The organism is Mycolicibacterium thermoresistibile (assembly GCF_900187065.1).
Lineage (GTDB): Bacteria > Actinomycetota > Actinomycetes > Mycobacteriales > Mycobacteriaceae > Mycobacterium > Mycobacterium thermoresistibile.
Window position 1 is genome coordinate 2,023,408 of the sequence record NZ_LT906483.1, and the last position, 23,013, is coordinate 2,046,420.

The 23,013-nt window shown below is 70.0% G+C and carries 25 protein-coding genes; 15 read left to right on the plus strand and 10 right to left on the minus strand.

Features of this window, described 5'->3' with window-relative positions; translation table 11 throughout:
• Positions 1–50: 50 nt before the first annotated feature.
• The 3 genes from CKW28_RS09465 to CKW28_RS09475 are packed head-to-tail and all read right to left on the minus strand — an operon-like array spanning position 51 to position 2,442.
• Complete coding sequence (locus tag CKW28_RS09465; RefSeq protein WP_003927692.1) at positions 51–1,118, minus strand: quinone-dependent dihydroorotate dehydrogenase; 1,068 nt, start codon at positions 1,116–1,118, stop codon at positions 51–53.
• On the minus strand, positions 1,118–1,402 hold the full coding sequence (locus CKW28_RS09470; protein ID WP_003927693.1) for a DUF5703 family protein: 285 nt from the start codon (positions 1,400–1,402) through the stop codon (positions 1,118–1,120). Before CKW28_RS09470 ends, CKW28_RS09465 begins: the two co-directional genes overlap by 1 nt.
• Complete coding sequence (locus CKW28_RS09475; protein ID WP_040548402.1) at positions 1,399–2,442, minus strand: YncE family protein; 1,044 nt, start codon at positions 2,440–2,442, stop codon at positions 1,399–1,401. Before CKW28_RS09475 ends, CKW28_RS09470 begins: the two co-directional genes overlap by 4 nt.
• A gap of 136 nt (positions 2,443–2,578) precedes the next feature.
• Between CKW28_RS09475 and CKW28_RS09480 the strand changes: the two genes are divergently transcribed.
• The 8 genes from CKW28_RS09480 to CKW28_RS09515 all read left to right on the plus strand — a co-directional run bounded on the left by CKW28_RS09480 (position 2,579) and on the right by CKW28_RS09515 (position 9,001).
• Positions 2,579–2,905 (plus strand): hypothetical protein, encoded by a 327-nt coding sequence (locus tag CKW28_RS09480; RefSeq protein ID WP_050812097.1) that lies wholly within the window; start codon positions 2,579–2,581, stop codon positions 2,903–2,905.
• 67 nt (positions 2,906–2,972) lie between these two features.
• Positions 2,973–3,803 (plus strand): undecaprenyl-diphosphate phosphatase, encoded by an 831-nt coding sequence (locus tag CKW28_RS09485; protein WP_003927696.1) that lies wholly within the window; start codon positions 2,973–2,975, stop codon positions 3,801–3,803.
• Positions 3,800–4,504, plus strand: a complete 705-nt coding sequence (locus tag CKW28_RS09490) for a histidine phosphatase family protein (protein ID WP_003927697.1) — start codon at positions 3,800–3,802, stop codon at positions 4,502–4,504. Before CKW28_RS09485 ends, CKW28_RS09490 begins: the two co-directional genes overlap by 4 nt.
• 25 nt (positions 4,505–4,529) lie before the next feature.
• Entirely contained in the window at positions 4,530–5,117 is a 588-nt protein-coding gene (locus tag CKW28_RS09495) for an Rv2134c family protein (protein WP_003927698.1), read from the plus strand.
• Entirely contained in the window at positions 5,101–5,946 is an 846-nt protein-coding gene (locus CKW28_RS09500) for an Rv2133c family protein (protein ID WP_081475597.1), read from the plus strand. The genes CKW28_RS09495 and CKW28_RS09500 overlap by 17 nt, the downstream gene beginning before the upstream one ends.
• Positions 5,946–6,716, plus strand: coding sequence for a 3'(2'),5'-bisphosphate nucleotidase CysQ (locus CKW28_RS09505; protein WP_003927700.1), 771 nt, complete (start codon positions 5,946–5,948; stop codon positions 6,714–6,716). The genes CKW28_RS09500 and CKW28_RS09505 overlap by 1 nt, the downstream gene beginning before the upstream one ends.
• A gap of 108 nt (positions 6,717–6,824) precedes the next feature.
• Positions 6,825–8,090, plus strand: a complete 1,266-nt coding sequence (gene mshC / locus CKW28_RS09510) for a cysteine--1-D-myo-inosityl 2-amino-2-deoxy-alpha-D-glucopyranoside ligase (RefSeq protein ID WP_040548406.1) — start codon at positions 6,825–6,827, stop codon at positions 8,088–8,090.
• Between the two features lie 11 nt (positions 8,091–8,101).
• On the plus strand, positions 8,102–9,001 hold the full coding sequence (locus tag CKW28_RS09515) for an SDR family oxidoreductase (protein WP_040548408.1): 900 nt from the start codon (positions 8,102–8,104) through the stop codon (positions 8,999–9,001).
• A 93-nt stretch (positions 9,002–9,094) separates the two neighbouring features.
• Here the strand turns inward: CKW28_RS09515 and CKW28_RS09520 are convergent, their stop codons facing one another.
• Positions 9,095–10,000: a PAC2 family protein gene (locus tag CKW28_RS09520; protein WP_003927703.1), complete on the minus strand. Its 906-nt coding sequence runs from the start codon at positions 9,998–10,000 to the stop codon at positions 9,095–9,097.
• An 80-nt stretch (positions 10,001–10,080) separates the two neighbouring features.
• On the opposite strand from CKW28_RS09520, the gene metH reads away from it, so the two are divergent.
• Positions 10,081–13,692 carry a methionine synthase gene (metH, locus tag CKW28_RS09525; RefSeq protein WP_040548411.1) on the plus strand — a complete coding sequence of 1,204 codons (3,612 nt, stop codon included), beginning with the start codon at positions 10,081–10,083 and terminating at the stop codon, positions 13,690–13,692.
• A gap of 16 nt (positions 13,693–13,708) precedes the next feature.
• On the opposite strand, the gene CKW28_RS09530 is transcribed toward metH, so the two are convergent.
• The gene (locus CKW28_RS09530; RefSeq protein ID WP_003927705.1) at positions 13,709–14,506 is read right to left on the minus strand and encodes an SDR family oxidoreductase; all 798 of its coding nucleotides are present in this window, start codon (positions 14,504–14,506) and stop codon (positions 13,709–13,711) included.
• Between the two features lie 39 nt (positions 14,507–14,545).
• Between CKW28_RS09530 and CKW28_RS09535 the strand changes: the two genes are divergently transcribed.
• The 6 genes from CKW28_RS09535 (at position 14,546) to CKW28_RS09560 (ending at position 19,845) form a co-directional block, all read left to right on the plus strand.
• Positions 14,546–15,247 carry an HAD family hydrolase gene (locus CKW28_RS09535; RefSeq protein WP_040548414.1) on the plus strand — a complete coding sequence of 234 codons (702 nt, stop codon included), beginning with the start codon at positions 14,546–14,548 and terminating at the stop codon, positions 15,245–15,247.
• Between the two features lie 43 nt (positions 15,248–15,290).
• Complete coding sequence (locus CKW28_RS09540; RefSeq protein WP_003927707.1) at positions 15,291–16,757, plus strand: sugar porter family MFS transporter; 1,467 nt, start codon at positions 15,291–15,293, stop codon at positions 16,755–16,757.
• 21 nt (positions 16,758–16,778) lie between these two features.
• Positions 16,779–17,060, plus strand: coding sequence for a phosphoribosyl-ATP diphosphatase (locus CKW28_RS09545; protein WP_003927708.1), 282 nt, complete (start codon positions 16,779–16,781; stop codon positions 17,058–17,060).
• The gene (gene hisG / locus CKW28_RS09550) at positions 17,060–17,911 is read left to right on the plus strand and encodes an ATP phosphoribosyltransferase (RefSeq protein ID WP_003927709.1); all 852 of its coding nucleotides are present in this window, start codon (positions 17,060–17,062) and stop codon (positions 17,909–17,911) included. The genes CKW28_RS09545 and hisG overlap by 1 nt, the downstream gene beginning before the upstream one ends.
• A 71-nt stretch (positions 17,912–17,982) precedes the next feature.
• Positions 17,983–18,465: a DUF4126 family protein gene (locus CKW28_RS09555; RefSeq protein ID WP_003927710.1), complete on the plus strand. Its 483-nt coding sequence runs from the start codon at positions 17,983–17,985 to the stop codon at positions 18,463–18,465.
• Positions 18,466–18,495: 30 nt separating this feature from the next.
• A complete protein-coding gene (locus tag CKW28_RS09560; RefSeq protein WP_003927711.1) occupies positions 18,496–19,845 on the plus strand; it encodes an FAD-containing oxidoreductase in 1,350 nt (449 codons plus the stop codon).
• Here the strand turns inward: CKW28_RS09560 and CKW28_RS09565 are convergent.
• The 5 genes from CKW28_RS09565 to CKW28_RS09585 form a co-directional block, all read right to left on the minus strand.
• Positions 19,796–20,434, minus strand: a complete 639-nt coding sequence (locus CKW28_RS09565; protein WP_040548417.1) for a flavodoxin family protein — start codon at positions 20,432–20,434, stop codon at positions 19,796–19,798. The genes CKW28_RS09560 and CKW28_RS09565 overlap by 50 nt on opposite strands.
• Positions 20,434–20,934 carry an SRPBCC family protein gene (locus CKW28_RS09570; RefSeq protein ID WP_003927713.1) on the minus strand — a complete coding sequence of 167 codons (501 nt, stop codon included), beginning with the start codon at positions 20,932–20,934 and terminating at the stop codon, positions 20,434–20,436. Before CKW28_RS09570 ends, CKW28_RS09565 begins: the two co-directional genes overlap by 1 nt.
• Entirely contained in the window at positions 20,931–21,263 is a 333-nt protein-coding gene (locus CKW28_RS09575) for an ArsR/SmtB family transcription factor (protein WP_003927714.1), read from the minus strand. Before CKW28_RS09575 ends, CKW28_RS09570 begins: the two co-directional genes overlap by 4 nt.
• Positions 21,264–21,346: 83 nt before the next feature.
• Positions 21,347–22,153 carry a thioesterase family protein gene (locus CKW28_RS09580; RefSeq protein ID WP_003927715.1) on the minus strand — a complete coding sequence of 269 codons (807 nt, stop codon included), beginning with the start codon at positions 22,151–22,153 and terminating at the stop codon, positions 21,347–21,349.
• Positions 22,150–23,007 (minus strand): RecB family exonuclease, encoded by an 858-nt coding sequence (locus tag CKW28_RS09585; protein WP_050812098.1) that lies wholly within the window; start codon positions 23,005–23,007, stop codon positions 22,150–22,152. Before CKW28_RS09585 ends, CKW28_RS09580 begins: the two co-directional genes overlap by 4 nt.
• Positions 23,008–23,013 lie beyond the last annotated feature (6 nt).

The following is a 23,013-nucleotide window of genomic DNA, read 5'->3' on the forward strand; positions in this document are numbered from 1 at the left end:
AACACCCCCTGATTCCGCCGGAGTCGGGGGGTTTCGCGTCTGCGGCGGGGTCAGCCGTCGTTCACCGCGGAGCCGACGGCCTCGGACAGCGACGAGAATCCACCCTCGCGCAGTTTGCGGGCGATGCCGTCGTGGAGGCGTTTGGCCCACAACCCGCCGCCGTAGACGAAACCGGTGTAGCCCTGCACCAGGGATGCACCGGACACGATCCGCTCCCAGGCATCGTCGGCGGTTTCGATACCGCCCACACTGATCAACACCAGCCGGTCGCCGACGCGGCGGTACAGCCGGCGCAACACCTCCGCCGAGCGGGCCGCCACCGGGGCCCCGGAGATCCCGCCCGGCCCGAGCTCGTCCACGCCCGGGGTCCGCAGACCCTCGCGGGACACCGTGGTGTTCGTCGCCACGATGCCGGCCAGGCCCACATCCACGGCCAGATCGGCGATGTCGTCGATGTCGGCGTCGGACAGATCGGGGGCGATCTTCACCAGCACCGGGGTGGAGGTGGCCGCCTGTACCGCGGACAGGATCGGCCGCAGCGATTCGACGGCCTGCAGATCCCGCAGCCCGGGCGTGTTCGGGGAGCTGACGTTGACCACCAGGAAATCGGCCAGCGGCCCCAGCAGTCCCGCGCTCTCGGCGTAGTCGGCGACGGCGTCCTCGGGCGGGGTGGCTTTCGTCTTGCCGATGTTGACCCCGATCGGCACCGGGGAGCGGTGCCGGGCCAGCCGCATCGCCAGCTCATTGGCGCCACGGTTGTTGAAGCCCATCCGGTTCAGCAGCGCCCGGTCGTCCGGCAGCCGGAACATCCTCGGCGGCGGGTTCCCCGGCTGCGGATGCGCTGTGACGGTGCCGATCTCGGCGAACCCGAACCCCAGCGCACCCCAGGTGGACAGGCCGAGTCCGTCCTTGTCGAAACCGGCGGCCAGCCCCACCGGGCCCGGGAACCGTACCCCGAACACGGTGCTGGCCAGGATCGGGTCGCGCGGCGCCAGCCACCGGGTCAGCGCGGCCCGCAGCCCGGGCACCGCGGTGACCATCCGCAGCAGGGCGAACACCCAGAGGTGAATGCGTTCCGGCGGGAACAGGAACAGCACGCGCCGCAGGCCGCGGTACATCACAGCGCCGGGCGGCTCGGGATGCCCAGCCGGTCCGCGGGGGTCTTGCGGCGCCGCAACAGGACACGCCGGCTGCCGTCGTTGTACAACCGCACCCGGGTCAACTCCCAGCCGCGGTACTCCGCCTCGATGGACAGTCGCACCGATGCGCTGAGCCGGGTCACGTCCGGGGGCAGCCGCAGCGGCACCCACTCGTACTCGTCGGACAGATCCTTGTCCCACCCGGCCGGCATCCGGCCGCGGGGCAGCGGCTGCCCGCCCGTGTCTTGCCCGCGTGTCGTCATCCGCTCACCACTGCATCGGAAATGATCTGCACCCCCGCTCCTGAGCCGGACACCACATACAGCGTGCCAGATGCGTCGTCGAAGGCCAGCGCGTTGGGCTGCTGGACGGTCCGGTACCGGATCCTTTCGACCGGTATGCCGGTCGAAAGGTCGTAGCCGATCACGGTGTTGGTGGCGGTCTGCGACACCCAGGTCAGCGACCGCGACCCGGCCAGGCCGTACGGCGAGTCCGGCACCGGGTACCGCTGCCGCATGAGCAGCGGGTCGACGCTGAACACCAGCAGTTCGCCGCCGCGGGTGTCGGCCACCAGCACCCGGCCCGCCGGATCGGTGGCGAGTGTGGTGGCGCCGTCACCGGCGCGCAGCGCGTGGCGGGGGTTGCGGCCGCTGTTGTCGACGGTGGTGACCAGGCTCTGCGCCCGGTCCAGCACCACCGTGTCGCCGCCCTGGGTCACCAGTGCGTCCACCCGCACGAACGACGTCACCTCCCCGCCGACGGTGGTGTCGGAATCCAGGGTGTAGACGCCGCCGTCGGCGCTGCCGAGCACCAGCCGGCCGTCGTCGTGCCGGGCGATCGCGGTGAACTCGGTGTCCTGATGCCCGTCGACCTCCACTTTCTCGGCCGCGACCTGCTCCGCGGGCCCGGACAGGTTCATCCGCAGATATCCGCCGCGGGTGGCCAGATAGACCGTTCCGGCGCCATCCCCGCATATCGCGGTGGCCTCCGCGGGGAGCGCGACGGTGCGCGGCGCGACGCCGGGGGTCGAGGGCAGCAGCGCCACCGCCGGGACCGTGCCCAGCACCACCAGGGTGTCGGTGCCCGGATCGAACAGCGCCGCCCGTGCGGAGAGGTCCAGGGCGCGCACCGTGCCGGCGGGGTCGCCGGTGACCGGGGGAGAGGCCGCCGGGGTGGCCGGTGCGACGGTCGCCGGGCCCCGGTCGACGGGATTTCCTCCCGAGCAGCTGAGCAGCAGCGGAACCGCGGCGAGGGCGGCGCCCAGCCGGATCAGCCGGGCGGACGGGTTTGAGCGGGGTCGCAACGGGTAGCTCCCGGTTCGGTAGACGTCGGATGAACGGAGAAGGGCAGCGTCCACCGAAGTCTAGGCAACCGTCGCCGCCCTGAAACGGGGGCGATTGTCCACGGTGAACGGCCGTATCGGAGGTACAGTGCGAACCATGGCCCGCATCGCGAACAGCACGGCGGGGAACGCCACCGCCGGCGACTCGGAGTTCGTCATCGAAGACCTCTCGGTGGGCGTGCACGCCAGCGGGTACGGCCGGGTCGGTGACGGGCGCAGCTTCTGCTTCTACACCGAGCGTCAGCAGCTGGTCGTCGAGGTGTACCGGCCGCGGTGGTCCGGGCCGGTGCCGCAGGCCGAGGACATCGTCGCGACCGCCCACCGCAGGCTCACCGACATCGACGTCACCGACGAACGCAGCGTGGCGGCCGCGGTGCGCGACGCGGTGGCCGGCGCCCGGCCGGTGGCGCGCACCGCTCTCTAGAGCGTGTACTGAATCTGCCGCCCGCGGGCGCCACGGTACGGTCGTCGTCGTGACAGACGCGCCGGCCATGTCGTGGTTGCAGGTGATCGTGCTGTCGGTGGTGCAGGGTCTGACCGAATTCCTGCCGATCTCCTCGTCGGGGCATCTGGCCATCACGTCGAAGGTGTTCTTCGACGGCGACGCGGGAGCATCGTTCACCGCAGTCACCCAGATCGGCACCGAGGCGGCGGTGTTGCTGTATTTCGCGCGGGACATCGGCCGGATCGTCAAGGCCTGGTTCGGCGGTCTGTTCGACGCCGCCCGGCGCGACGCCGACTACCGGATGGGTTGGTTCGTGATCATCGGCAGCATCCCCATCGGGGTGTTCGGGCTGGTGTTCACCGACGACATCCGCACCGGTGCGCGCAATCTGTGGCTGGTCGCGACGGCGCTGATCGTGTTCTCCGTCGTGATCGCGGCGGCCGAGTATCTGGGCCGCCAGAATCGGCAACGAGAAGAACTGACCTGGAAGGACGCCGTCATCGTCGGATTCGCCCAATGCCTGGCGCTGATCCCCGGGGTGTCGCGCTCCGGCGCGACGATCAGCGCGGGGCTGTTCCTCGGCCAGAACCGTGCGCTGGCCGCGCGGTTCGGGTTCCTGCTGGCCATTCCGGCGGTGTTCGCCTCCGGGTTGTTCTCGCTGCCCGACGCGTTCAACCCGTCCGGCGCCGGGATGAGCGCCACCGGCGCGCAGCTGCTGGTGGCCACGGTGATCGCGTTCGTGGTGGGCTTCGCCGCGGTGGCGTGGTTCCTGCGGTTCCTGGTGCGGCACAGCATGTATTGGTTCGTCGGCTACCGGATGCTGCTCGGCGCGGTGGTGCTGGTCCTGCTGGGCGCCGGGGTGGTGACCGCCACATGACCGTGATCCTGTTGCGGCACGGGCGCTCGACCGCCAACACCTCGCACACCCTGGCCGGGCGCACGGCGGGCGTGGACCTCGACGAGAAGGGCCGCGAACAGGCGGCCGCGCTGGTCGACCGGATCGGCGAGCTGCCGATCCGCGCGATCGTCCGGTCACCACTGCTGCGGTGCCGGCGCACCGTGGAGCCGCTGGCGGCCGCACTCGGGCTGGAACCCGTTGTCGACGACCGGCTGATCGAGGTGGACTACGGCGCCTGGACCGGCCGCAAACTCAGCGAACTCGTCAAGGAACCGCTGTGGGCGGTGGTGCAGCAGCAGCCCAGCGCCGCGGTGTTCCCGGACGGGGAGGGGCTGGCCCAGGTGCAGGCCCGGGCGGTCGCGGCGGTCCGTGAACACGACCGCCGGCTCGCCGAGGAACACGGCGCCGACGTGCTGTGGCTGGCCTGCAGCCACGGCGATGTGATCAAGGCGGTGCTGGCCGACGCCCTGGGCACCCACCTGGACAGCTTCCAGCGCATCGGCGCAGATCCGGCGTCGATGAGCGTGATCCGTTACACCGCGGTGCGGCCCTTCGTGATGCACGTCAATCACACCGGTGCGCAGTTGACGGCCGGCCTGCTCCCGAAGCCGGCGCAACCCGATCAGCCCCAGGGCGACATCCCGGCCGAGGACGCCGTGGTGGGCGGGTCCACCGAGTAACAGCGACGGTATTTTGGGAGGTGCCATGGCCCGCGCAATCCACGTGTTCCGCAAACCCGACCGTTTCGTGGCCGGGACGGTCGGCGAGCCCGGAAACCGGACGTTCTACCTGCAGGCGGTGTCGGACAAGCGGGTGATCTCGGTGGTGCTGGAGAAGCAACAGGTCGCGGTGCTGGCCGACCGGATCTCCGCGCTGCTGGAGGAGATTCACCGCCGGTTCGGCACCCCGATCCCACCCGACACCGACGTCGTGGAGGATCTCAGCCCGCTCATCACCCCGGTCGACGCCGAGTTCCGGGTCGGCACCATGGGGCTGGGCTGGGACGCGGAGGCCCAGACCGTGGTGGTGGAGTTGCTGGCGGTGTCCGACAACGACTTCGACGCCTCGGTGGTGCTCGACGACGCCGAGGAGGGCCCCGACGCGGTGCGGGTGTTCCTGACACCGGAATCGGCACGCCAGTTCGCCGCCCGCTCCCAGCGGGTCATCGCGGCCGGACGGCCGCCCTGCCCCCTGTGCGACGAGCCGCTGGACCCCGAGGGTCACATCTGCGTGCGCACCAACGGCTACCGACGCGGCGCGTTCGCCGACGCAGATGATGAGCCCGACTTCTGACGGCGCGCGCACGCACGAGGTGCTGCAGCACGGCGAGCTGACCGTCATCGGCCGGATCCGCTCGGCCAGCAACGCCACCTTCCTGTGCGAGGCGCAGCTGGACGAGCAGCGGGTGCACTGTGTGTACAAACCGGTCGCCGGCGAGGCCCCGCTGTGGGACTTCCCGGACGGCACCCTCGCGGGCCGGGAACGCGGCGCCTACCTGGTGTCGGTCGCGCTGGGCTGGAACATCGTGCCGTACACCATCATCCGGGACGGGCCGGCCGGCGCCGGGATGGTGCAGCGCTGGATCGACCAACCGGGCGACACCGACGACCCGGCCGGTTCCGAGAGCGCGGAGCAGCCCGGGTCCGGGCCCGATCTGGTCGACCTGCTGCCGGCCGGGCAGGTGACGCCCGGCTATCTGGCGGTGCTGCAGGCCTACGACTACGCCGGCAACGAGGTGGTGCTGGCACACGCCGACGACGAGCGGTTGCACCGCATGGCGGTCTTCGACGTGCTGATCAACAACGCCGACCGCAAGGGCGGCCACATCCTGGCCGGGGTCGACGGCGGCGTGTACGGCGTGGACCACGGGGTCACCCTGCATTCCGAGGACAAGCTGCGCACCGTGCTGTGGGGGTGGGCCGGCAAACCGGTCGACGACGCCATGCTGAGCGCCGTGGAGCGGTTGCGCCGTCAACTCGACGGCGCGCTGGCCGAGGAACTGCGCGCCCACATCACCGAACGCGAGGTGGCCGCGCTGCGGTCCCGGGTCCACGCGTTGCTGGACAATCCGGTCATGCCCACGCCGGACCGCCGGCGTCCCATCCCCTGGCCGGCGTTCTGATGAGCCTCACCGACGCCGAGCTGGCCGCACAGGTGGCGGCCGAAGCCGGTGAGATGCTGCTGGAGCTGCGCGAAGAGGTCGGCCACTGGGACCCCTACGATCTCGGCGACCTGGGTGACAAGCGCGCCAACGTGCTGATCCTGGACCGGCTGCGGGCGGCCCGCCCCGACGACGCGGTGCTGTCGGAGGAGGCGGTCGACGACATGTCGCGGGTGCGCGCCGACCGGGTGTGGATCGTCGACCCGGTGGACGGCACGCGGGAGTACTCGATGCCCGGCCGGGAGGACTGGGCCGTGCACATCGCGTTGTGGCAGCGCGGCGACGACCCCGCGGCGCCGCACGGCCGGATCACCGACGCCGCCGTCGCGCTGCCGGCCCGCGGCGAGGTGTATCGCAGCGACACCGTCACCCCGCCGGGGCCGAGGCCGGACCGGCCGATCCTGATCACGGCGAGCGCCAGCCGCCCGCCGGCGGTGCTGTGGTGGATCCGCGACCGGCTCGACATCCGGCTGGTGCGGATCGGTTCGGCCGGTGCCAAGGCGATGGCCGTCGTGCGCGGCGACGTCGACGCCTATCTGCACGCCGGCGGGCAGTGGGAGTGGGATTCGGCGGCGCCGGCCGGGGTGGTGCAGGCGGCCGGGCTGCACGCGTCGCGCATCGACGGGTCGCCGTTGATCTACAACCGGCCCGACCCGTATCTGCCCGATCTGCTGATGTGCCGACCGGAGCTGGCGCCGGTGCTGCTCGAGGCCATCCACAGCGCGTTCTGACGGTTCCGGGAATCTTTCCGGCCGCCGTATTGTCTGCACCCTGGGAGAGTCCGCGTCACCACACACCAGCGGGAGGCCGTCCTGAGCGCACACCCTAGAGTCGGAGTCATGCAGTCTTGGCCGGCGCCCGAGGTGCCGACGCTTCCGGGGCAGCCTCCACCGTTACGGCTCTACGACAGCGCCGATCGGCAGATCCGTCCGGTGACCCCGGGGCGCACCGCGACCATGTACGTGTGCGGAATCACCCCGTACGACGCCACCCATCTCGGTCACGCCGCCACCTATCTGGCGTTCGATCTGATCTACCGGGTGTGGCTGGACTCCGGGTTCGACGTGCACTACGTGCAGAACATCACCGACATCGATGATCCGCTGCTGGAGCGGGCCGAGCGGGACGGGGTGGACTGGCGTGACCTGGCCGCGCGGGAGACCCGGCTGTTCACAGAGGACATGGCCGCGCTGCGGGTGCTGCCGCCGCGCGACTACGTGGCGGCGACCGAGGCCATCGACGAGGTCATCGAGCTGATCGAGAAGATGCTCGCCGCGGGCGCGGCCTACGTGGTCGACTGCGACGTGCCCGGCGCCGACTATCCCGATGTGTACTTCCGGGCCGACGCCACCGAACAGTTCGGCTACGAGTCCGGCTACGACCGCGAGACCATGGCCCGGCTGTTCGCCGAGCGGGGCGGTGACCCGGACCGTCCCGGCAAGCTCGACCCGCTCGACGCGTTGCTGTGGCGGGCGGCCCGGCCGGGCGAGCCGAGCTGGCCGTCACCGTTCGGGCCCGGCCGGCCGGGCTGGCATGTGGAGTGTGCCGCGATCGCGCTGAGCCGGATCGGCACCGGCCTGGACATCCAGGGCGGCGGCAGCGATCTGATCTTCCCGCACCACGAGTTCTCGGCCGCTCACGCCGAATGTGTGACCGGTGAGCGCCGGTTCGCCCGGCACTACGTGCACGCCGGGATGATCGGCTGGGACGGCGAGAAGATGTCCAAGAGCCGCGGCAACCTGGTGCTGGTGTCGGAGTTGCGCGCCGCCGGGCACGATCCGGCGGCGATCCGGCTGGGCCTGCTGGCCGGGCACTACCGCGCGGACCGGTTCTGGAGTGATCAGCTGCTGGCCGAGGCCACCGAACGGCTGCACCGGTGGCGCAGCGCCACCGCGCTGCCGGCCGGACCCGACGCGACCGATGTGGTGGCGCGGTTGCGGCGGTACCTCGCCGACGATCTGGACACCCCCAAGGCGCTTGCCGCACTTGATGGTTGGTGCACCGACGCGCTGGAGTACGGCGGCGACGACCCGGACGCCCCGGGCGCCGTCGCCGCGGCGGTGGATGCGCTGCTCGGGGTGGATTTGCGGGGACCGCTCGAGTAGTTTTCCCGCACATGACCCCAGTGACCGGCAAAGTCGTCTTCATCACCGGCGGTGCCGCCGGGATCGGCGCCGAGGTGGCGCGCCGCCTGCACGCCCGGGGCGCCAAGGTGGTCCTCACCGACGTCGACGAGGTGGCGCTGCGCGGTATGCTCAGCGAATTGGGTGCGGACCGGGTGCTCACCCGGGTCGCCGACGTACGTGACCTGACCGCCATGCAGGCCGCCGCGGACGCCGCGGTGGAGCGGTTCGGCGGAATCGACGTCACCGTGGCCAACGCGGGCGTCGCCACCTACGGCTCGGTGCTGGCGGTCGACCCGGCCGCGTTCAAACTGCTCATCGACGTCAACGTGACGGGCGTGTTCCACACGGTGCGGGCCACCCTGCCCGCGCTCATCGACCGCCGCGGCTACGTGCTGATCGTGTCCTCGCTGGCCGCGTTCGCCGCCGCCCCCGGGATGGCGCCGTACGACGCGGCCAAGGCCGGCGTCGAACACTTCGCCAACGCCCTGCGGATGGAGGTCGCCCACCAGGGCGTCGACGTCGGCTCGGCGCACATGTCGTGGATCGACACCGCGATGGTGCGCGACACCAAGGATGATCTGCCCAGTTTCCGGGAGATGCTCACATCGCTGCCCGGACCGCTGGGCAGGACCACCTCGGTCGACAAGTGCGCCGACGCGTTCGTCAAGGGCATCGAGCGGCGCAGCAGCCGGATCTACTGCCCGCAGTGGGTGGGCCTGGTGCGGTGGCTCAAACCCGTGCTGTCCACCCGGCTCGGGCAGGCCCCGATCCTCAGGACCGCGCCCAGGCTGGTGCCGCAGATGGACGCCGAGGTGGCCGAGCTGGGCCGGTCGGTCAGCGCGCGGGTGGCCGCCGTCAGAACAGACGATCCGGACAGTGCGGACGGTTAGCGCCGACGGCTGGTTGCGTAACGCCATGGCGATCTGAGCGCCGAATTTCCGCCACAGCGTTACGCAACCGTCGGTGATGAGCGGCGGGGTCGGTCAGCCGCCCCGATAGCCGGGGCCGCGTCGGCGCAGGTATCGCTCGAACTCCGCGGCCAGCGCGTCGCCGTCGATCTTCAGGGCCTCGCTCATGTCGAGTTCGGCGTCGCCGCGCTCCTCGAGGGCCGCGACGTATTCGGCCAGTTCGTCGTCCTCCGACGTCAACTCGGTGATCGCCTGCTCCCACTCCTCGGCCTGGACGGGCAGGTCGTCCAGCGGCACCTCGACGTCGAGGACGTCCTCCACCCGGCGCAGCAGGGCCACGGTCGCCTTCGGGTTCGGCGGCTGCGACACGTAGTGCGGAACCGCCGCCCAGAACGTCACCGCCGGAATGCCGGCCTGCACGCACGCGTCCTGCAGCACCCCGGCGATGCCGGTCGGGCCCTCGTAGCGGGACTCCTCGAGGCCGAAGTACTTCGCCGAGTCGCCGGAGTAGGCCGCCCCGGACACCGGCACCGGACGGGTGTGCGGGGTGTCGGCCAGCAGCGCGCCGAGGATCACCACCGTCGTGACGTTGAGTTTCGTGGCGATGTCGAGCAGTTCGGCGCAGAACGTGCGCCAGCGCAGATTGGGTTCGACGCCGTGCATGAGCACGATGTCGCGGTCACTGCCGGGTGGACGGCAGTGCGAGATGTGCATCGCGGGCCACACCAGTTCCCGCGTCACCCCGTCGACTTGGCGGATCACCGGCCGGTTGACCTGGTAGTCGTAGTAGGACTCGTCGTCGATCTCCATGATCGGCCGCGCCCCCCAGATCGCGTCGAGGTGCTCCAACGCATCGCTGGCGGCGTCGCCGGCGTCATTCCAACCCTCGAACGCCGCCACCACGATCGCGTCGTGCAGTTCGGGCAGGCCTTTCGAGCGGGAATCGGATCCGGAACTGGACCCGTAATTGGACGAGGTCACACCGCCAGCCTAAGGCCTGTGCGGGGGTGCGCGACGGCGGTCGACCAACCAGCCCCGCCGGGTCGATGCCGGGTCGGTGAATGAAACAGGTTGCACATGACGACTACGCTGTCGGTGTGACCCCTGTTGACACGGCTGTCTACGACACTGACCTGCTCGAAACACTGTCCCGACGGGTCATGGTGGGTGACGGCGCGATGGGCACCCAGCTTCAGGCCGCGGACCTGACGCTCGACGACTTCAACGGCCTCGAGGGCTGTAACGAGATTCTCAACGAGACCCGCCCGGACGTCATCGCCGAGATCCACCGCAATTATCTGGCGGCCGGGGCGGATGCCGTCGAGACCAACACCTTCGGCTGCAACCTGTCCAACCTCGGCGACTACGACATCGCCGACAAGATCAGGTCGCTGTCGGAGCAGGGCACCGCGATCGCCCGCCGGGTGGCCGATGAGATGAGCACACCGGATCACCGCCGGTACGTGCTGGCGGCGATGGGTCCGGGAACCAAGCTGCCCACTCTCGGGCACACCGAGTTCGGGGTGATCCGCGACGCCTACATCGAGGCGGCGCTGGGGATGCTGGACGGCGGTGCGGACGCGATTCTGATCGAGACCTGTCAGGATCTGCTCCAGCTGAAGGCGGCGGTGCTGGGCGCGCGGCGGGCGATGGCCCGGGCCGGCCGGCACATCCCGATCATCACCCATGTCACCGTGGAGACCACCGGCACGATGCTGCTGGGCAGTGAGATCGGCGCGGCGCTGACGGCGATCGAACCGCTCGGGGTGGACGTCATCGGGCTGAACTGCGCGACCGGTCCGGCCGAGATGAGCGAGCACCTGCGGTATCTGTCCCGCCACTCCAGGCTGCCGGTGTCGGTGATGCCCAACGCCGGTCTCCCGGTGCTCGGGCCCGACGGCGCGGTGTACCCGCTGCGGCCGGACGAACTCGCCGAGGCGCTGGCCGGATTCGTCAGCGAGTTCGGGTTGTCGCTGGTCGGCGGGTGCTGCGGCACCACACCGGAACACATCCGCCAGGTGGTCGACGCGGTGTCCGGGGTGCAGCGCGCCGGACGGCAGATCAGCTACGAACCCGGGTTGTCGTCGCTGTACACCAGCACCCCGTTCGCCCAGGACGCATCGGTGCTGATGATCGGTGAGCGGACGAACGCCAACGGCTCCAAGGCTTTCCGCGAGGCGATGATCGCCGAGGACTATCAGCGCTGCCTCGACATCGCCAAGGAGCAGACCCGCGACGGTGCGCATCTGCTGGACCTGTGCGTCGACTATGTGGGCCGCGACGGGGTCGCCGACATGAAGGCGCTGGCCAGCCGGCTGGCCACCGCGTCGACGCTGCCCATCATGCTGGACTCCACCGAAACCGACGTGCTGCGAGCCGGTTTGGAGCACCTCGGTGGCCGGTGCGCGGTCAACTCGGTGAACTACGAGGACGGCGCGGGCCCGGAGTCGCGGTTCCACAAGACCATGGAGCTGGTCGCCGAACACGGCGCCGCGGTGGTGGCGCTGACCATCGACGAGGAGGGGCAGGCCCGCACCGCCGAGCACAAGGTGGCGATCGCCGAACGGCTCATCGAGGACATCACCACCAACTGGGGTGTGGAGAAGTCGTCGATCCTCGTCGACTGCCTGACCTTCACCATCTGCACCGGGCAGGAGGAGTCGCGCCGGGACGGCATCGAAACCATCGAGGCGATCCGGGAACTGAAGAAGCGTCATCCCGACGTGCAGACCACGCTGGGCCTGTCGAACATCTCGTTCGGCCTGAATCCGGCGGCCCGGCAGGTGCTCAACTCGGTGTTCCTGCACGAATGCCGGGAAGCCGGGCTGGATTCGGCGATCGTGCACGCATCAAAGATCCTGCCGATGAACCGGATCGACGAGAAGCAGCGTGAAGTCGCTCTCGACCTCATCTACGACCGCCGCCGCGAGGGATACGACCCGCTGCAGGAACTGATGACGATGTTCGAGGGCGTGTCGACCGCCGACTCGAAGGAGAGCCGCGCCGCCGAGCTGGCGAAACTGCCGGTGCTGGAACGGCTCGCGCAGCGCATCGTCGACGGTGAGCGCAACGGCCTGGAAGCGGATCTCGACGAGGCGATGACGATCAAACCGCCGCTGGAGATCATCAACGAACACCTCCTGGCCGGCATGAAGGTCGTCGGTGAGTTGTTCGGCGCCGGGCAGATGCAACTGCCGTTCGTGTTGCAGTCCGCAGAGGTGATGAAAGCCGCTGTGGCGCATCTCGAACCGCACATGGAGAAGTCCGAGGACGACTCCGGCAAGGGGCGCATCGTGCTCGCCACCGTCAAGGGCGACGTCCACGACATCGGCAAGAACCTCGTCGACATCATCCTGACCAACAACGGCTACGAGGTCGTCAACCTCGGCATCAAGCAGCCGATCAGCACCATCCTCGAGGTGGCCGAGGACAAGAACGCCGATGTGGTCGGCATGTCCGGGCTCCTGGTGAAGTCCACCGTGGTGATGAAGGAGAACCTCGAGGAGATGAACGCCCGCGGTGTGGCCGAACGGTTCCCGGTGCTGCTCGGGGGAGCGGCCCTGACCCGCGGCTACGTCGAGGACGATCTGTCCGAGATCTACGAGGGCGAGGTGTACTACGCCCGCGATGCGTTCGAGGGTCTGCGGCTGATGGACCGCATCATGAGCGAGAAGCGCGGCGGCGGCCCGGATCCGGACAGTCCGGAGGCGATCGCGGCCCGCGAGAAGGAGGCCGAGCGCAAGGCGCGCCGGGCCCGTTCGAAACGCATTGCGGCCGAACGCAAAGCTAAGGAGGAGCCGGTCGAGGTGCCGGCCCGTTCCGATGTCGCCGCCGATGTCGAGGTTCCGGTGCCCCCGTTCTGGGGCACCCGCATCGTCAAGGGGGTCGCGGTGGCCGATTACGCCGGCACCCTCGACGAACGCGCGTTGTTCCTGGGGCAGTGGGGGTTGCGCGGAGCGCGTGGCGGCGACGGACCGTCCTATGAGGAACTGGTGGAGACCGAGGGACGGCCGCGGCTGCGCTACTGGCTGGACCGGTTGGCCACCGAGGGCATCCTCGCGCACGCCGCGGTGGTGTACGGCTACTTCCCGGCGGTGTCGCAGGGTGACGACGTGATCGTGCTCACCGAACCGGAACCCGATGCGGACGAACGGTTCCGGTTCACCTTCCCGCGCCAGCAGCGGGGCCGCTTCCTGTGCATCGCCGACTTCATCCGGTCCCGGGAGCTGGCCGCGAAGACCGGGCAGGTCGACGTGTTGCCCTTCCAGCTGGTGACCATGGGCCAGCCGATCGCCGACTTCGCCAACGAGCTGTTCGCGTCGAACGCCTACCGCGACTACCTCGAGGTACACGGCATCGGCGTGCAGCTCACCGAGGCGTTCGCCGAGTACTGGCACCGGCGTATCCGGGAGGAACTGCGGTTCGGCGACCGTGCGATGGCGGCCGAGGATCCCGAATCCGTCGAGGAGTACTTCAAGCTCGGCTACCGCGGCGCCCGCTTCTCCTTCGGCTACGGGGCGTGCCCGGATCTCGAGGACCGCAAGAAGATGATGGAACTGCTCGAGCCGGAGCGGATCGGCGTGGTGTTGTCGGAGGAACTACAGCTGCATCCCGAACAGTCCACCGACGCGTTCGTGCTGCACCACCCCGAGGCCAAGTACTTCAACGTCTGAGCGGCCCGGAGCACGCTCAGCGGAACAACTCGGCGTGCCGGGTGGCCCACTGCGCCACCGATTCCGCCGGCGTACCGGTGAGTTCCTCGACGAGCCGATTCGCCCGCTGGGGTGCACCGTCGGCCAGCAGGTCGAGGTACCAGCGTGCCCGGGCGCCCATCACCGGTTCCAGCGCGCGTTCGGCCTCGGCCCGATCGCATCGCCGGAACGTGACATCCACGCCGATACCGACGCCGATCTGCTCGGCGATCCGGGCGCGGGTGAGTGCCTGCGGCCCGGTCAGCTCATACATCCGGCCGTGATGTGACGGGTCCGGCTCGGCCAGCAGATGCGCCGCGACCCGGGCGATGTCATCCATCGAGATGGGGGCTTCGACGACGTCGGGGTACGGTTCGCGCACCGTGCGGGTGGTCTTGATCTGCTCGGCCCAGAGGGTGAAGTTCTCCAGGAACTCACCGGGCCCGAGCTGGGTGCTGGTGAGCGGGGCGGCGGCGATGGTGTCGGCGTGCTGCTGCCAGTGCGCCCCGCCCGACAGCGCCACCACATATTCGACCCCGGCCTGTTCGGCCAGCTCCAGGGTGGTCGGCAGGGTGGCGGGCAGCGGGGCCAGATACATCCGCCGCACCCCGTGCAGCGCCGCCGGCAGCGTCTCGGGCCGTCCCAGATATCCGGTGACCGCGGTCACCGACTCCGGCAGCTTCGCCTTGGCGGGATCGGTGGTCAACGCGCGAATATCGGTGGCGCCCAGCGCGATCAGGTGATCCACGACACGGCGGCCGATGTTCCCGGTGGCCCCGGTCACCAGAATGGTCATGATTTCGACCCTACGGGCGACCCATGACAGAATCGCGCCATGCGAGCGGTGCTGTGGGATATGGACGGCACCCTCGTCGACTCCGAAAGACTGTGGGATCTCTCACTGCGGGAGCTCTACCGGCGGCTCGGCCGCGAGCTGCGGCCGGAGGTGCGCGCCGCCACCGTGGGCGGCGCCGCCGACACCGTCATGCGCATCGTCTACGACGACCTCGGGCTGGACCCGGATCCGGAGGCGATGGCGCGCACGGCGGATTGGTTGCACGACTACACCGGGGAACTGTTCGCCTCGGGCCTGCCGTGGTGTGCCGGGGCCCGCGAACTGCTCGACGAGCTGGCCGCGGCCGCGGTCCCGATGGCGCTGGTCACCAACACCCGCCGCACGCTGACCGAGCAGGCGCTGCACAGCATCGGGCGGCACTACTTCGCGGTGACCGTCTGCGGCGACGAGGTGCCCAACGGCAAACCGGCGCCGGACATCTACCACCGCGCCGCCGATCTGCTCGGGGTCGCGCCGGAGGCGTGTCTGGCCGTGGAGGATTCGCCCACCGGCGCCGCCGCGGCCGAGGGCGCCGGTTGCCCGGTGCTGGTGGTGCCCAACGCGCTCGAGGTGCAGCACAGTCCACGCCGTCGGCAGATCCCGTCGCTGACCCACGTGGACGTGCCGTTGATGCGGGAGATCCACGCCGATCTGAGCGCCGCGCCGGGTCCCGGAGTGCCCGCCGGACACCGGCCGCTGTGATTGAATGTGACCCTCGTCACGCGCTGTCGCGGAAGGTCGTCACATGGCCGGTCAGGGTCCCGTCGAGCAGGTAGGCGCCGGCTCGGCCGATGAGGAGTTCAGCTCCGGCCGCAGTGCGGTGCGCATCGCATCGGTGGCGGCGCTGGGCGGGCTGCTGTTCGGCTACGACAGCGCGGTGATCAACGGCGCCGTCGCCGCCATCCAGGATCAGTTCGGCATCGGTGACGCGGTGCTGGGATTCGCCGTCGCCTCGGCGCTGCTCGGCGCGGCCGTGGGTGCGGTGACCGCCGGCCGCGTCGCCGACCGGATCGGCCGGCTCGCGGTGATGAAGATCGCCGCGACGCTGTTCTTCGTCAGCGCGTTCGGCACCGGCTGGGCCGTCGACGTCTGGATGGTGGTCGTGTTCCGCATCGTCGGCGGCATCGGCGTCGGTGTGGCCTCGGTGATCGCCCCGGCCTACATCGCCGAGACGGCGCCGCCGCACATCCGCGGGCGGCTCGGCTCGCTGCAGCAGTTGGCGATCGTCTCCGGGATCTTCCTGTCGCTGCTGATCGACGGGATCCTCGCCGCACTCGCCGGCGGTTCGCGCGAGGAACTGTGGCTGAACATGGAGGCCTGGCGCTGGATGTTCCTGATGATGGCCGTTCCGGCCGTCCTCTACGGCGCCCTGACATTCACCATCCCCGAATCGCCGCGCTATCTGGTGGCCACCCACCGGGTGCCGGAGGCGCGTCGGGTGCTCAGCCGGTTGCTGGGGGCGAAGAACCTGGAGATCACCATCAACCGGATCGAGCGGTCACTGCGTGCCGAGAAACCGCCGTCCTGGTCGGATCTGCGCAAACCGACCGGCGGGATGTACGGCATCGTGTGGGTCGGGCTCGGGCTGTCGATCTTCCAGCAGTTCGTCGGCATCAACGTGATCTTCTACTACTCCAACGTGCTGTGGGAGGCGGTCGGGTTCGACGAGAGCCAGTCGTTCCTGATCACCGTGATCACCTCGGTCACCAACATCGTCACCACGCTGATCGCGATCGCCCTGATCGACAAGATCGGCCGAAAACCGTTGTTGCTGATCGGCTCCACCGGAATGGCCGGCACGCTGGGCGTCATGGCGGTGATCTTCGGCACCGCACCGGTGATCGACGGCCAACCGCAACTCGGTGACGTCGCCGGCCCGGTCGCTCTGGTGGCGGCGAATCTGTTCGTGGTCTCCTTCGGGATGTCGTGGGGACCGGTGGTGTGGGTGCTGCTGGGCGAGATGTTCCCGAACCGCATCCGCGCCGCCGCGCTGGGCCTGGCCGCGGCCGGGCAGTGGACGGCGAACTGGGTGATCACCGTGACCTTCCCCGGCCTGCGGGAGCACCTCGGGCCGGCGTACGGCTTCTACGCCCTGTGCGCGGTGCTGTCACTGCTGTTCGTGTGGCGGTGGGTGGCCGAGACGAAGGGCAGGACGTTGGAGGACATGCAGCCCGACGTGCCGGGTCACGATCGCGCCTCCGCACCCGGGTGAGCGCAGCTCTTGGCGCCCGACATGGGACAATCCATCATCGTGAAGACCTTCGATGCCTTGTTCGCCGAGCTCAGCGACAAAGCGCGGACCCGGCCGGCCGGCAGCGGCACGGTGGCTGCGCTCGACGCCGGCGTGCATGGGATCGGTAAGAAGGTCCTCGAGGAGGCCGGTGAGGTCTGGCTGGCGGCCGAGCACGAGTCCGACGACGCGCTCGCCGAGGAGATCAGCCAACTGCTGTACTGGACGCAGGTGCTGATGATCGCGCGCGGCATCACCCTCGACGACGTCTATCGGAAGTTGTGATGCTGCGTATCGCCATGCCCAACAAGGGCACCCTCAGTGAACCGGCGGCCGAGATCCTCGCCGAGGCCGGATACCGCCGCCGCAGCGACACCAAGGATCTGACCGTCGTGGACCCGGTCAACGAGGTCGAGTTCTTCTTCCTGCGGCCGAAGGACATCGCAATCTACGTCGGTTCGGGGGACCTGGATCTGGGCATCACCGGACGGGATCTCACCGCCGAGTCGGGGGCGCCGGTGCGTGAGCGGTTGGCGCTCGGCTTCGGTTCCTCCACGTTCCGCTACGCCGCGCCGGCCGGCCGGAAGTGGACCGTCGCAGATCTGGCCGGTAAGCGGATCGCCACCTCGTTTCCCAATCTGGTGCGAAAAGACCTGGCGGCCCGCGGGATCGACGCCACGGTGATCCGGCTCGACGGTGCGGTGGAGATCTCGGTGCAGCTCGGTGTGGCCGACGCGATCGCCGATGTGGTGGGCTCCGGCCGCACCCTGGGCCTGCACGGGCTGGTGGCCTTCGGCGAATCGCTGTGCGACTCCGAGGCGGTGCTGATCGAGCGCATCGACGCCGACCCGTCCAATGCCGCCGCGCGGGACAAGCTGGTGGCCCGGGTGCAGGGTGTGGTGTTCGGCCAGCAGTACCTGATGCTCGACTACGACTGCCCCCGTGACGTCCTCGACGACGCGATGGCGATCACCCCCGGGCTGCAGTCGCCCACCGTGGCGCCGCTGGCCGACCCGGCCTGGGTGGCGGTGCGCGCCATGGTGCCACGCCGGGACGTCAACGCGATCATGGACGAACTCGGAGCGATCGGCGCGAAGGCGATCCTGGCCTCCGAGATCAGGTTCTGCCGCTTCTAGATTCGCCGGGCCCCTACCGCCCGGTTGGCGAACCCCGGGTGAGCGCTGCCGTGGCGTGTTAGCGTCCCGCCATGACGCATGCGTTGGTGCTGCTGTCCGCCCTGCTGATCGGTGTGGTCGCCGGGCTGCGCGCGCTCACCGCCCCGGCGGTGCTGGCCTGGACGGCGATGCTGGGCTGGCTGGTCCTGGACGGCACCTGGGTGGAGTGGTTGGGCCACCCGGAGACCGTCACGGTGCTGACCATCTTCGCCGTCGGTGAACTGGTCATGGATCAGCTGCCCGGGGTCCGCAGCCGCACCGCGTCGTTGCCGTTCCTCGGCCGGCTCATCGCCGGCGGCTTCGCCGGCGCCGTGGTGGGCACCGCATGGGGCTATCCGATCGGCGGTCTGGGCGCCGGATTGATCGGCGCGGTGCTCGGCACCATCGGTGGCTATCAGGTCCGTACCAGGCTGACGACCGCCTCGGGCGGTCGGGACTGGCCGTTCGCGGTGTTGGAGGATCTGGTCGCGGTGGCCGGCGGTGTGGCGGTGGCCGCCCTGGTGGCTGGACTCTAGATTGTGGATGCCGCAACGCATTTCGATGCGATGATCATCGGCGCCGGGCAGGCCGGCCCGCCGCTGGCCGGCCGGTTGGCCGACGCTGGTCAGCGGGTGGTGCTGATCGAACGCCGATTGATCGGCGGGACCTGTGTGAACTACGGCTGCATTCCCACCAAGACCCTGGTGGCCAGCGCCCACGCCGCGCATCTGGCCCGCCGCGCAGCCGACTACGGGGTCCGCACCGGCCCGGTGACGGTGGACATGGCGCGGGTCAAGGCCCGCAAGGACGCGATCATGCTCGACGATCGGCGGGGCCTGGAGTCGTGGCTGCAGGGTATGGACGGGTGCACGGTCGTCCGCGGGCATGCCCGATTCGAGGATCCGCACACCGTGCGGGTGGGCGAGCGGTTGTTGAGCGCGGACCGGATCTTTCTGAACGTCGGCGGCCGGGCGGTGGTGCCGGACCTGCCCGGGCTGGCCGACGTGGACCATCTCACCAACGTGTCGATGCTGGAATTGGACACGCTGCCGGAGCATCTGGTGATCGTGGGCGGCGGCTACATCGCGCTGGAGTTCGCGCAGATGTACCGCCGTTTCGGCGCCCGGGTCACGGTGGTGCAGCGCGGATCCCGGCTCGCGTCGCACGAGGACGCCGATGTGTCGGCGGCGATCCACGACATCCTCGCGGGCGAGGGCATCGATATCGTCGTGGACGCGTCCGCCATCCGGTTCGCCCGGTGTGACGGGGGTGTCGCGGTGACGCCGGCCGACGGCGCCGAACCCGTGGTGGGCAGCCATCTGCTGATCGCGGTGGGCCGCCGGCCCAACACCGACGACCTGGCCCTGGACCGTGCCGGGGTGGCCGTCGATGAGCGCGGTCACATCGTCGTCGACGACCGGTTGCGCACCACCGCCGAACACATCTGGGCGATGGGGGACTGCAACGGCCGCGGGGCGTTCACCCACACCGCCTACAACGATTTCGAGATCGTCGCGGCCAATCTGCTCGACGCCGATCCACGCGGGGTCGGGGACCGGGTGCGGGCCTACGCGATGTACATCGACCCGCCGTTGGGCCGGGCCGGCATGACCGAGGACGAGGTGCGCGCGTCCGGGCGCAAGGCGTTGCTGGCGAAGCGTCCGATGTCCCGGGTGGGGCGTGCGGTGGAGAAGGGTGAGACGCAGGGTTTCATGAAGGTGCTGGTCGACGCGGACACCGCGGAGATCCTGGGTGCGGCCATCCTCGGGGTGGGCGGCGACGAGGTGGTGCACGCGATCGTCGACGTGATGGCGGCGCGGCAGCCCTACACCGCCATATCGCGCACCATGCACATCCACCCCACGGTCAGCGAGCTGCTGCCGACGCTGTTGCAGGATCTGCAGCCGCTGCGGTGACGGCGCGGCCGGCGAGCAGCTGCGCGGTCACGGTCGCGACCCGGCGGCCCAGATGCCGGCAGGTGCGAATGTCGGCGTCGTGGACCTGCTCGGGGCCGGCGTCGACATCGGTCTGGCCGCCGGCGCCGATGAAGAACCCGAGCCGGTTCAGATCCTGTTCGCTGGCCGCCGAGCTGTTCCAGCCGGCCACCAGGCCCAGGTTGACCCAGTGCATGTGGTGCTGGGCGGCGAAGACGGCCAGCGACAGCAGCGTCTGCAGTTTGTCGCCGCTCTTGCCGCCCGAGTTGGTGAAACCGGCCGCCACCTTGTCCCGCCAGGTGCCCTCCTGACAGCGGCGGCCGGTCTGTTCGGTGAACGCCTGGAACGCCGCCGACACGTTGCCCATGTAGGTCGGCGTGCCGAAGATGATGCCGTCGGCGCCGTCGAGCACCGCCCAGCCCTGCTCCGTCAGCGCGTCGACCGGGAGCACCGTGACGTCGGCGCCGGACTCGCGGGCGCCCGCCGCGACCGCCTCGGCGAGTCGTGCGGTGTGGCCGAATCCGGAATGGTAGGCGATCGCCAATGTAGGCCGAATCCTGTTGTTTGACATTAGGATTCCTTTCGATAATGGTGTGCGATCCGGTCGTAGCGGGCGGACCAGTTGGGCGGGGCGGCGCCGGTCAGATGCGCCTCGAGCCGGTCGAGGTAGGCGTGTGTTCCCGGCCCGAAGCCGTAGGCGTTGTCGACGCCGAGGCCGCGGTGGGTGAACCGCAGCAGGGTGCCGTCGCCGTCGGGGGTCAGTTCGAAGCGGACCACCCCGGGTTCGACGACCTGTTGGTTCCATTCGTGTTCGAAGACGTGCGGGGGATCCCAGACGCGGATGCGGCCGGTCATCTTCTTCATCTCCGGGGGATAGGGCGGCCCGGTCGGGACCGTCTCGATCACGCCGCCCTCGCGGGGATCGATGGTGGTCGCGCCCATCCACTGAGTTCGCTGCACCGGATCGGTGATCGCCTGCCAGACCGCGTGTACCGGGAACGGCAGGCGGCGTTCGAAGGTCAGCACCGCCCGGTCGCCCTCGATGCTGATCCGTCCGGCGCGTTCGGTCATCGGTCCTCCCGGTTCGTCTCGTCCCGATGGGTCTCGTGCAGGTGCCGCTCCAGGGCGTCGAGCCGGCCGGCCCAGTAGCGCCGGTACCGGTCGATCCAGGTGTCGATCGCGATCAGCCCGTCCGCGCGCAGGGCGTAGATGCGCCGCTGGGCGTCCGGCCGGACCTCGACCAACCCCACCTCGCGCAGCACCCGCAGATGCCGGGAGACCGTCGGCTGGGTCAGCCCGGGCAGGGTGGCGGCCAATTCGCCCGCGGTGCGCTCACCCTCGGTCAGGGCGTCGAGCAGAGCGCGCCGGTTCGGCTCGGCGATCGCCTCGAACACATCCACGAATCAAAATATTACTCGTTATCTATATAGATACAAGTCTAAATATGGTGGCGGTGTGAGCTGCCGGCCGAGGGGGGTGCGGATCAGCCGAGCCGTTGCACCAGCAGCGTCTGCGCGCAGGTGCCGACGAATCCCTGCCGGTCGAACACCTCGGCGGTGGTCACCCCGATCCCGTCCGGGCCGATGGAGGCGCGGGCCCGCACCGCGAAATCGTCGCCGACCGGGAGCCGGTGCAGGTGCACCGTGGTGTCGGTGTTCATGAACACGAACCGGTTCGGATCCAGTACCGCGCCGATGCCGTTGGCCGAGTCGACCACCATGGCCAGCCGCTGTAGGGGAGTCGGGTCGTCGGTGTCGACCACCCGGGCCAGGGGCGTCATCCACGCCACCGTGCCGGATTCGCCGGCGGACTCCTGCCGGCGGAAGTCGATGGTCTCCAGGTAACCCGGCGCGCCGTGCCAGGCGTGCGGTTCACCGACCACCGGCCCCTCCTGCAACGGCGGATGTCGATCGGTGGCCACATCGGCGGTGTCGCTGACGGCCAGCAGCCAGGCCGACAGCCGCGCCACCGCCCGCCAGGAGCCGTCCGGGCGCTGTGCCTGCATCTCGGCCGTCCGCAACGAGATACGGCTGCCGGGCCGCTCGGTCCAGGCGCGGACCCGCACCGGCGCGACGGGGATGGGCCCCAGGATGTCCATCACCAGCCGGCCCACCCGCAGCCGGGGCCCGGTGGTGCCGTCCAGGGAGTCCTCGACCAGTTTGGTCAACAGCGCCAACGGCGGCGACCCGTGTTGGATCCCGGCGTCCCAGTTGCTGCCGGTGGCGCCGGTGGATTCGAGCACCTCGAACTCGCCGTCGGTGCGCAGCCGTCGGTAGTAGAACCTCGTCACGCCGCGATCTCCGCCGGCCAGCCCGGATACGGCGGGGGTGTGCCGCCGAAGACCGGGCAGTGCGCCCGGTGCACGCACCAGTCGCACAGTTTCGACGCGTTCGGCCGGAAATCGCGGTCGGCACCGGCCTTTTGGATCGCCCGCCAGATCGCCATCAGGGTGCGTTCGAACCGCAGCAGCTCGTCGTGGTCGGGGGAGTAGTCCAACAGCTGCCCGTCGGCGAGGTAGATCAGCCGCAGCCGGGCGGGCAGCACGCCGCGGGAGCGCAGCACCGCCACCGCGTAGAACTTCATCTGGAACAACGCCTTGGCCTCGGCCACGGCCCGCGCCGCCGGCGGCGCCTTGCCGGTCTTGTAGTCCACCACCCGCAGTTCGCCCGTCGGGGCGAGGTCGATGCGGTCGATGAACCCGCGCAGCAGGGTGCCGTCGGCCAGCTCGACCTCGACGAACTCCTCACAGGCGTGCGGATCGAACCGGGTCGGATCCTCGAGCCGGTAATAGCCCGACACCAGGCTGCGGGCCTCGGCGAACAGGTCGGCGCGTTGCGGGTCGGCCCATTCGGCGGCCAGCTCGGGCTGTCTGGCCAGCACCTGCTCCCAGGCCGGCCCGATCAGCCCCAGCGCGGTGTCCCGGTCCCGTTGTGCCGCCGGCAGTGCGTAGAGCTGCTCGAGCGCGGCGTGCACCACCGAACCCCGCACCTGGGCGGGGGACGTCGGTTCGGGCAGCCGGTCGATGGCGCGGAACCGGTACAACAGCGGGCATTGTTTGAAATCAGCCGCACGCGAGGGCGACAGCGCCGGCCGGCGGACGCCGGCTCCCCCGGACGGCTGGGAGACCTCCGGCCCAGTGGACATGGGCCC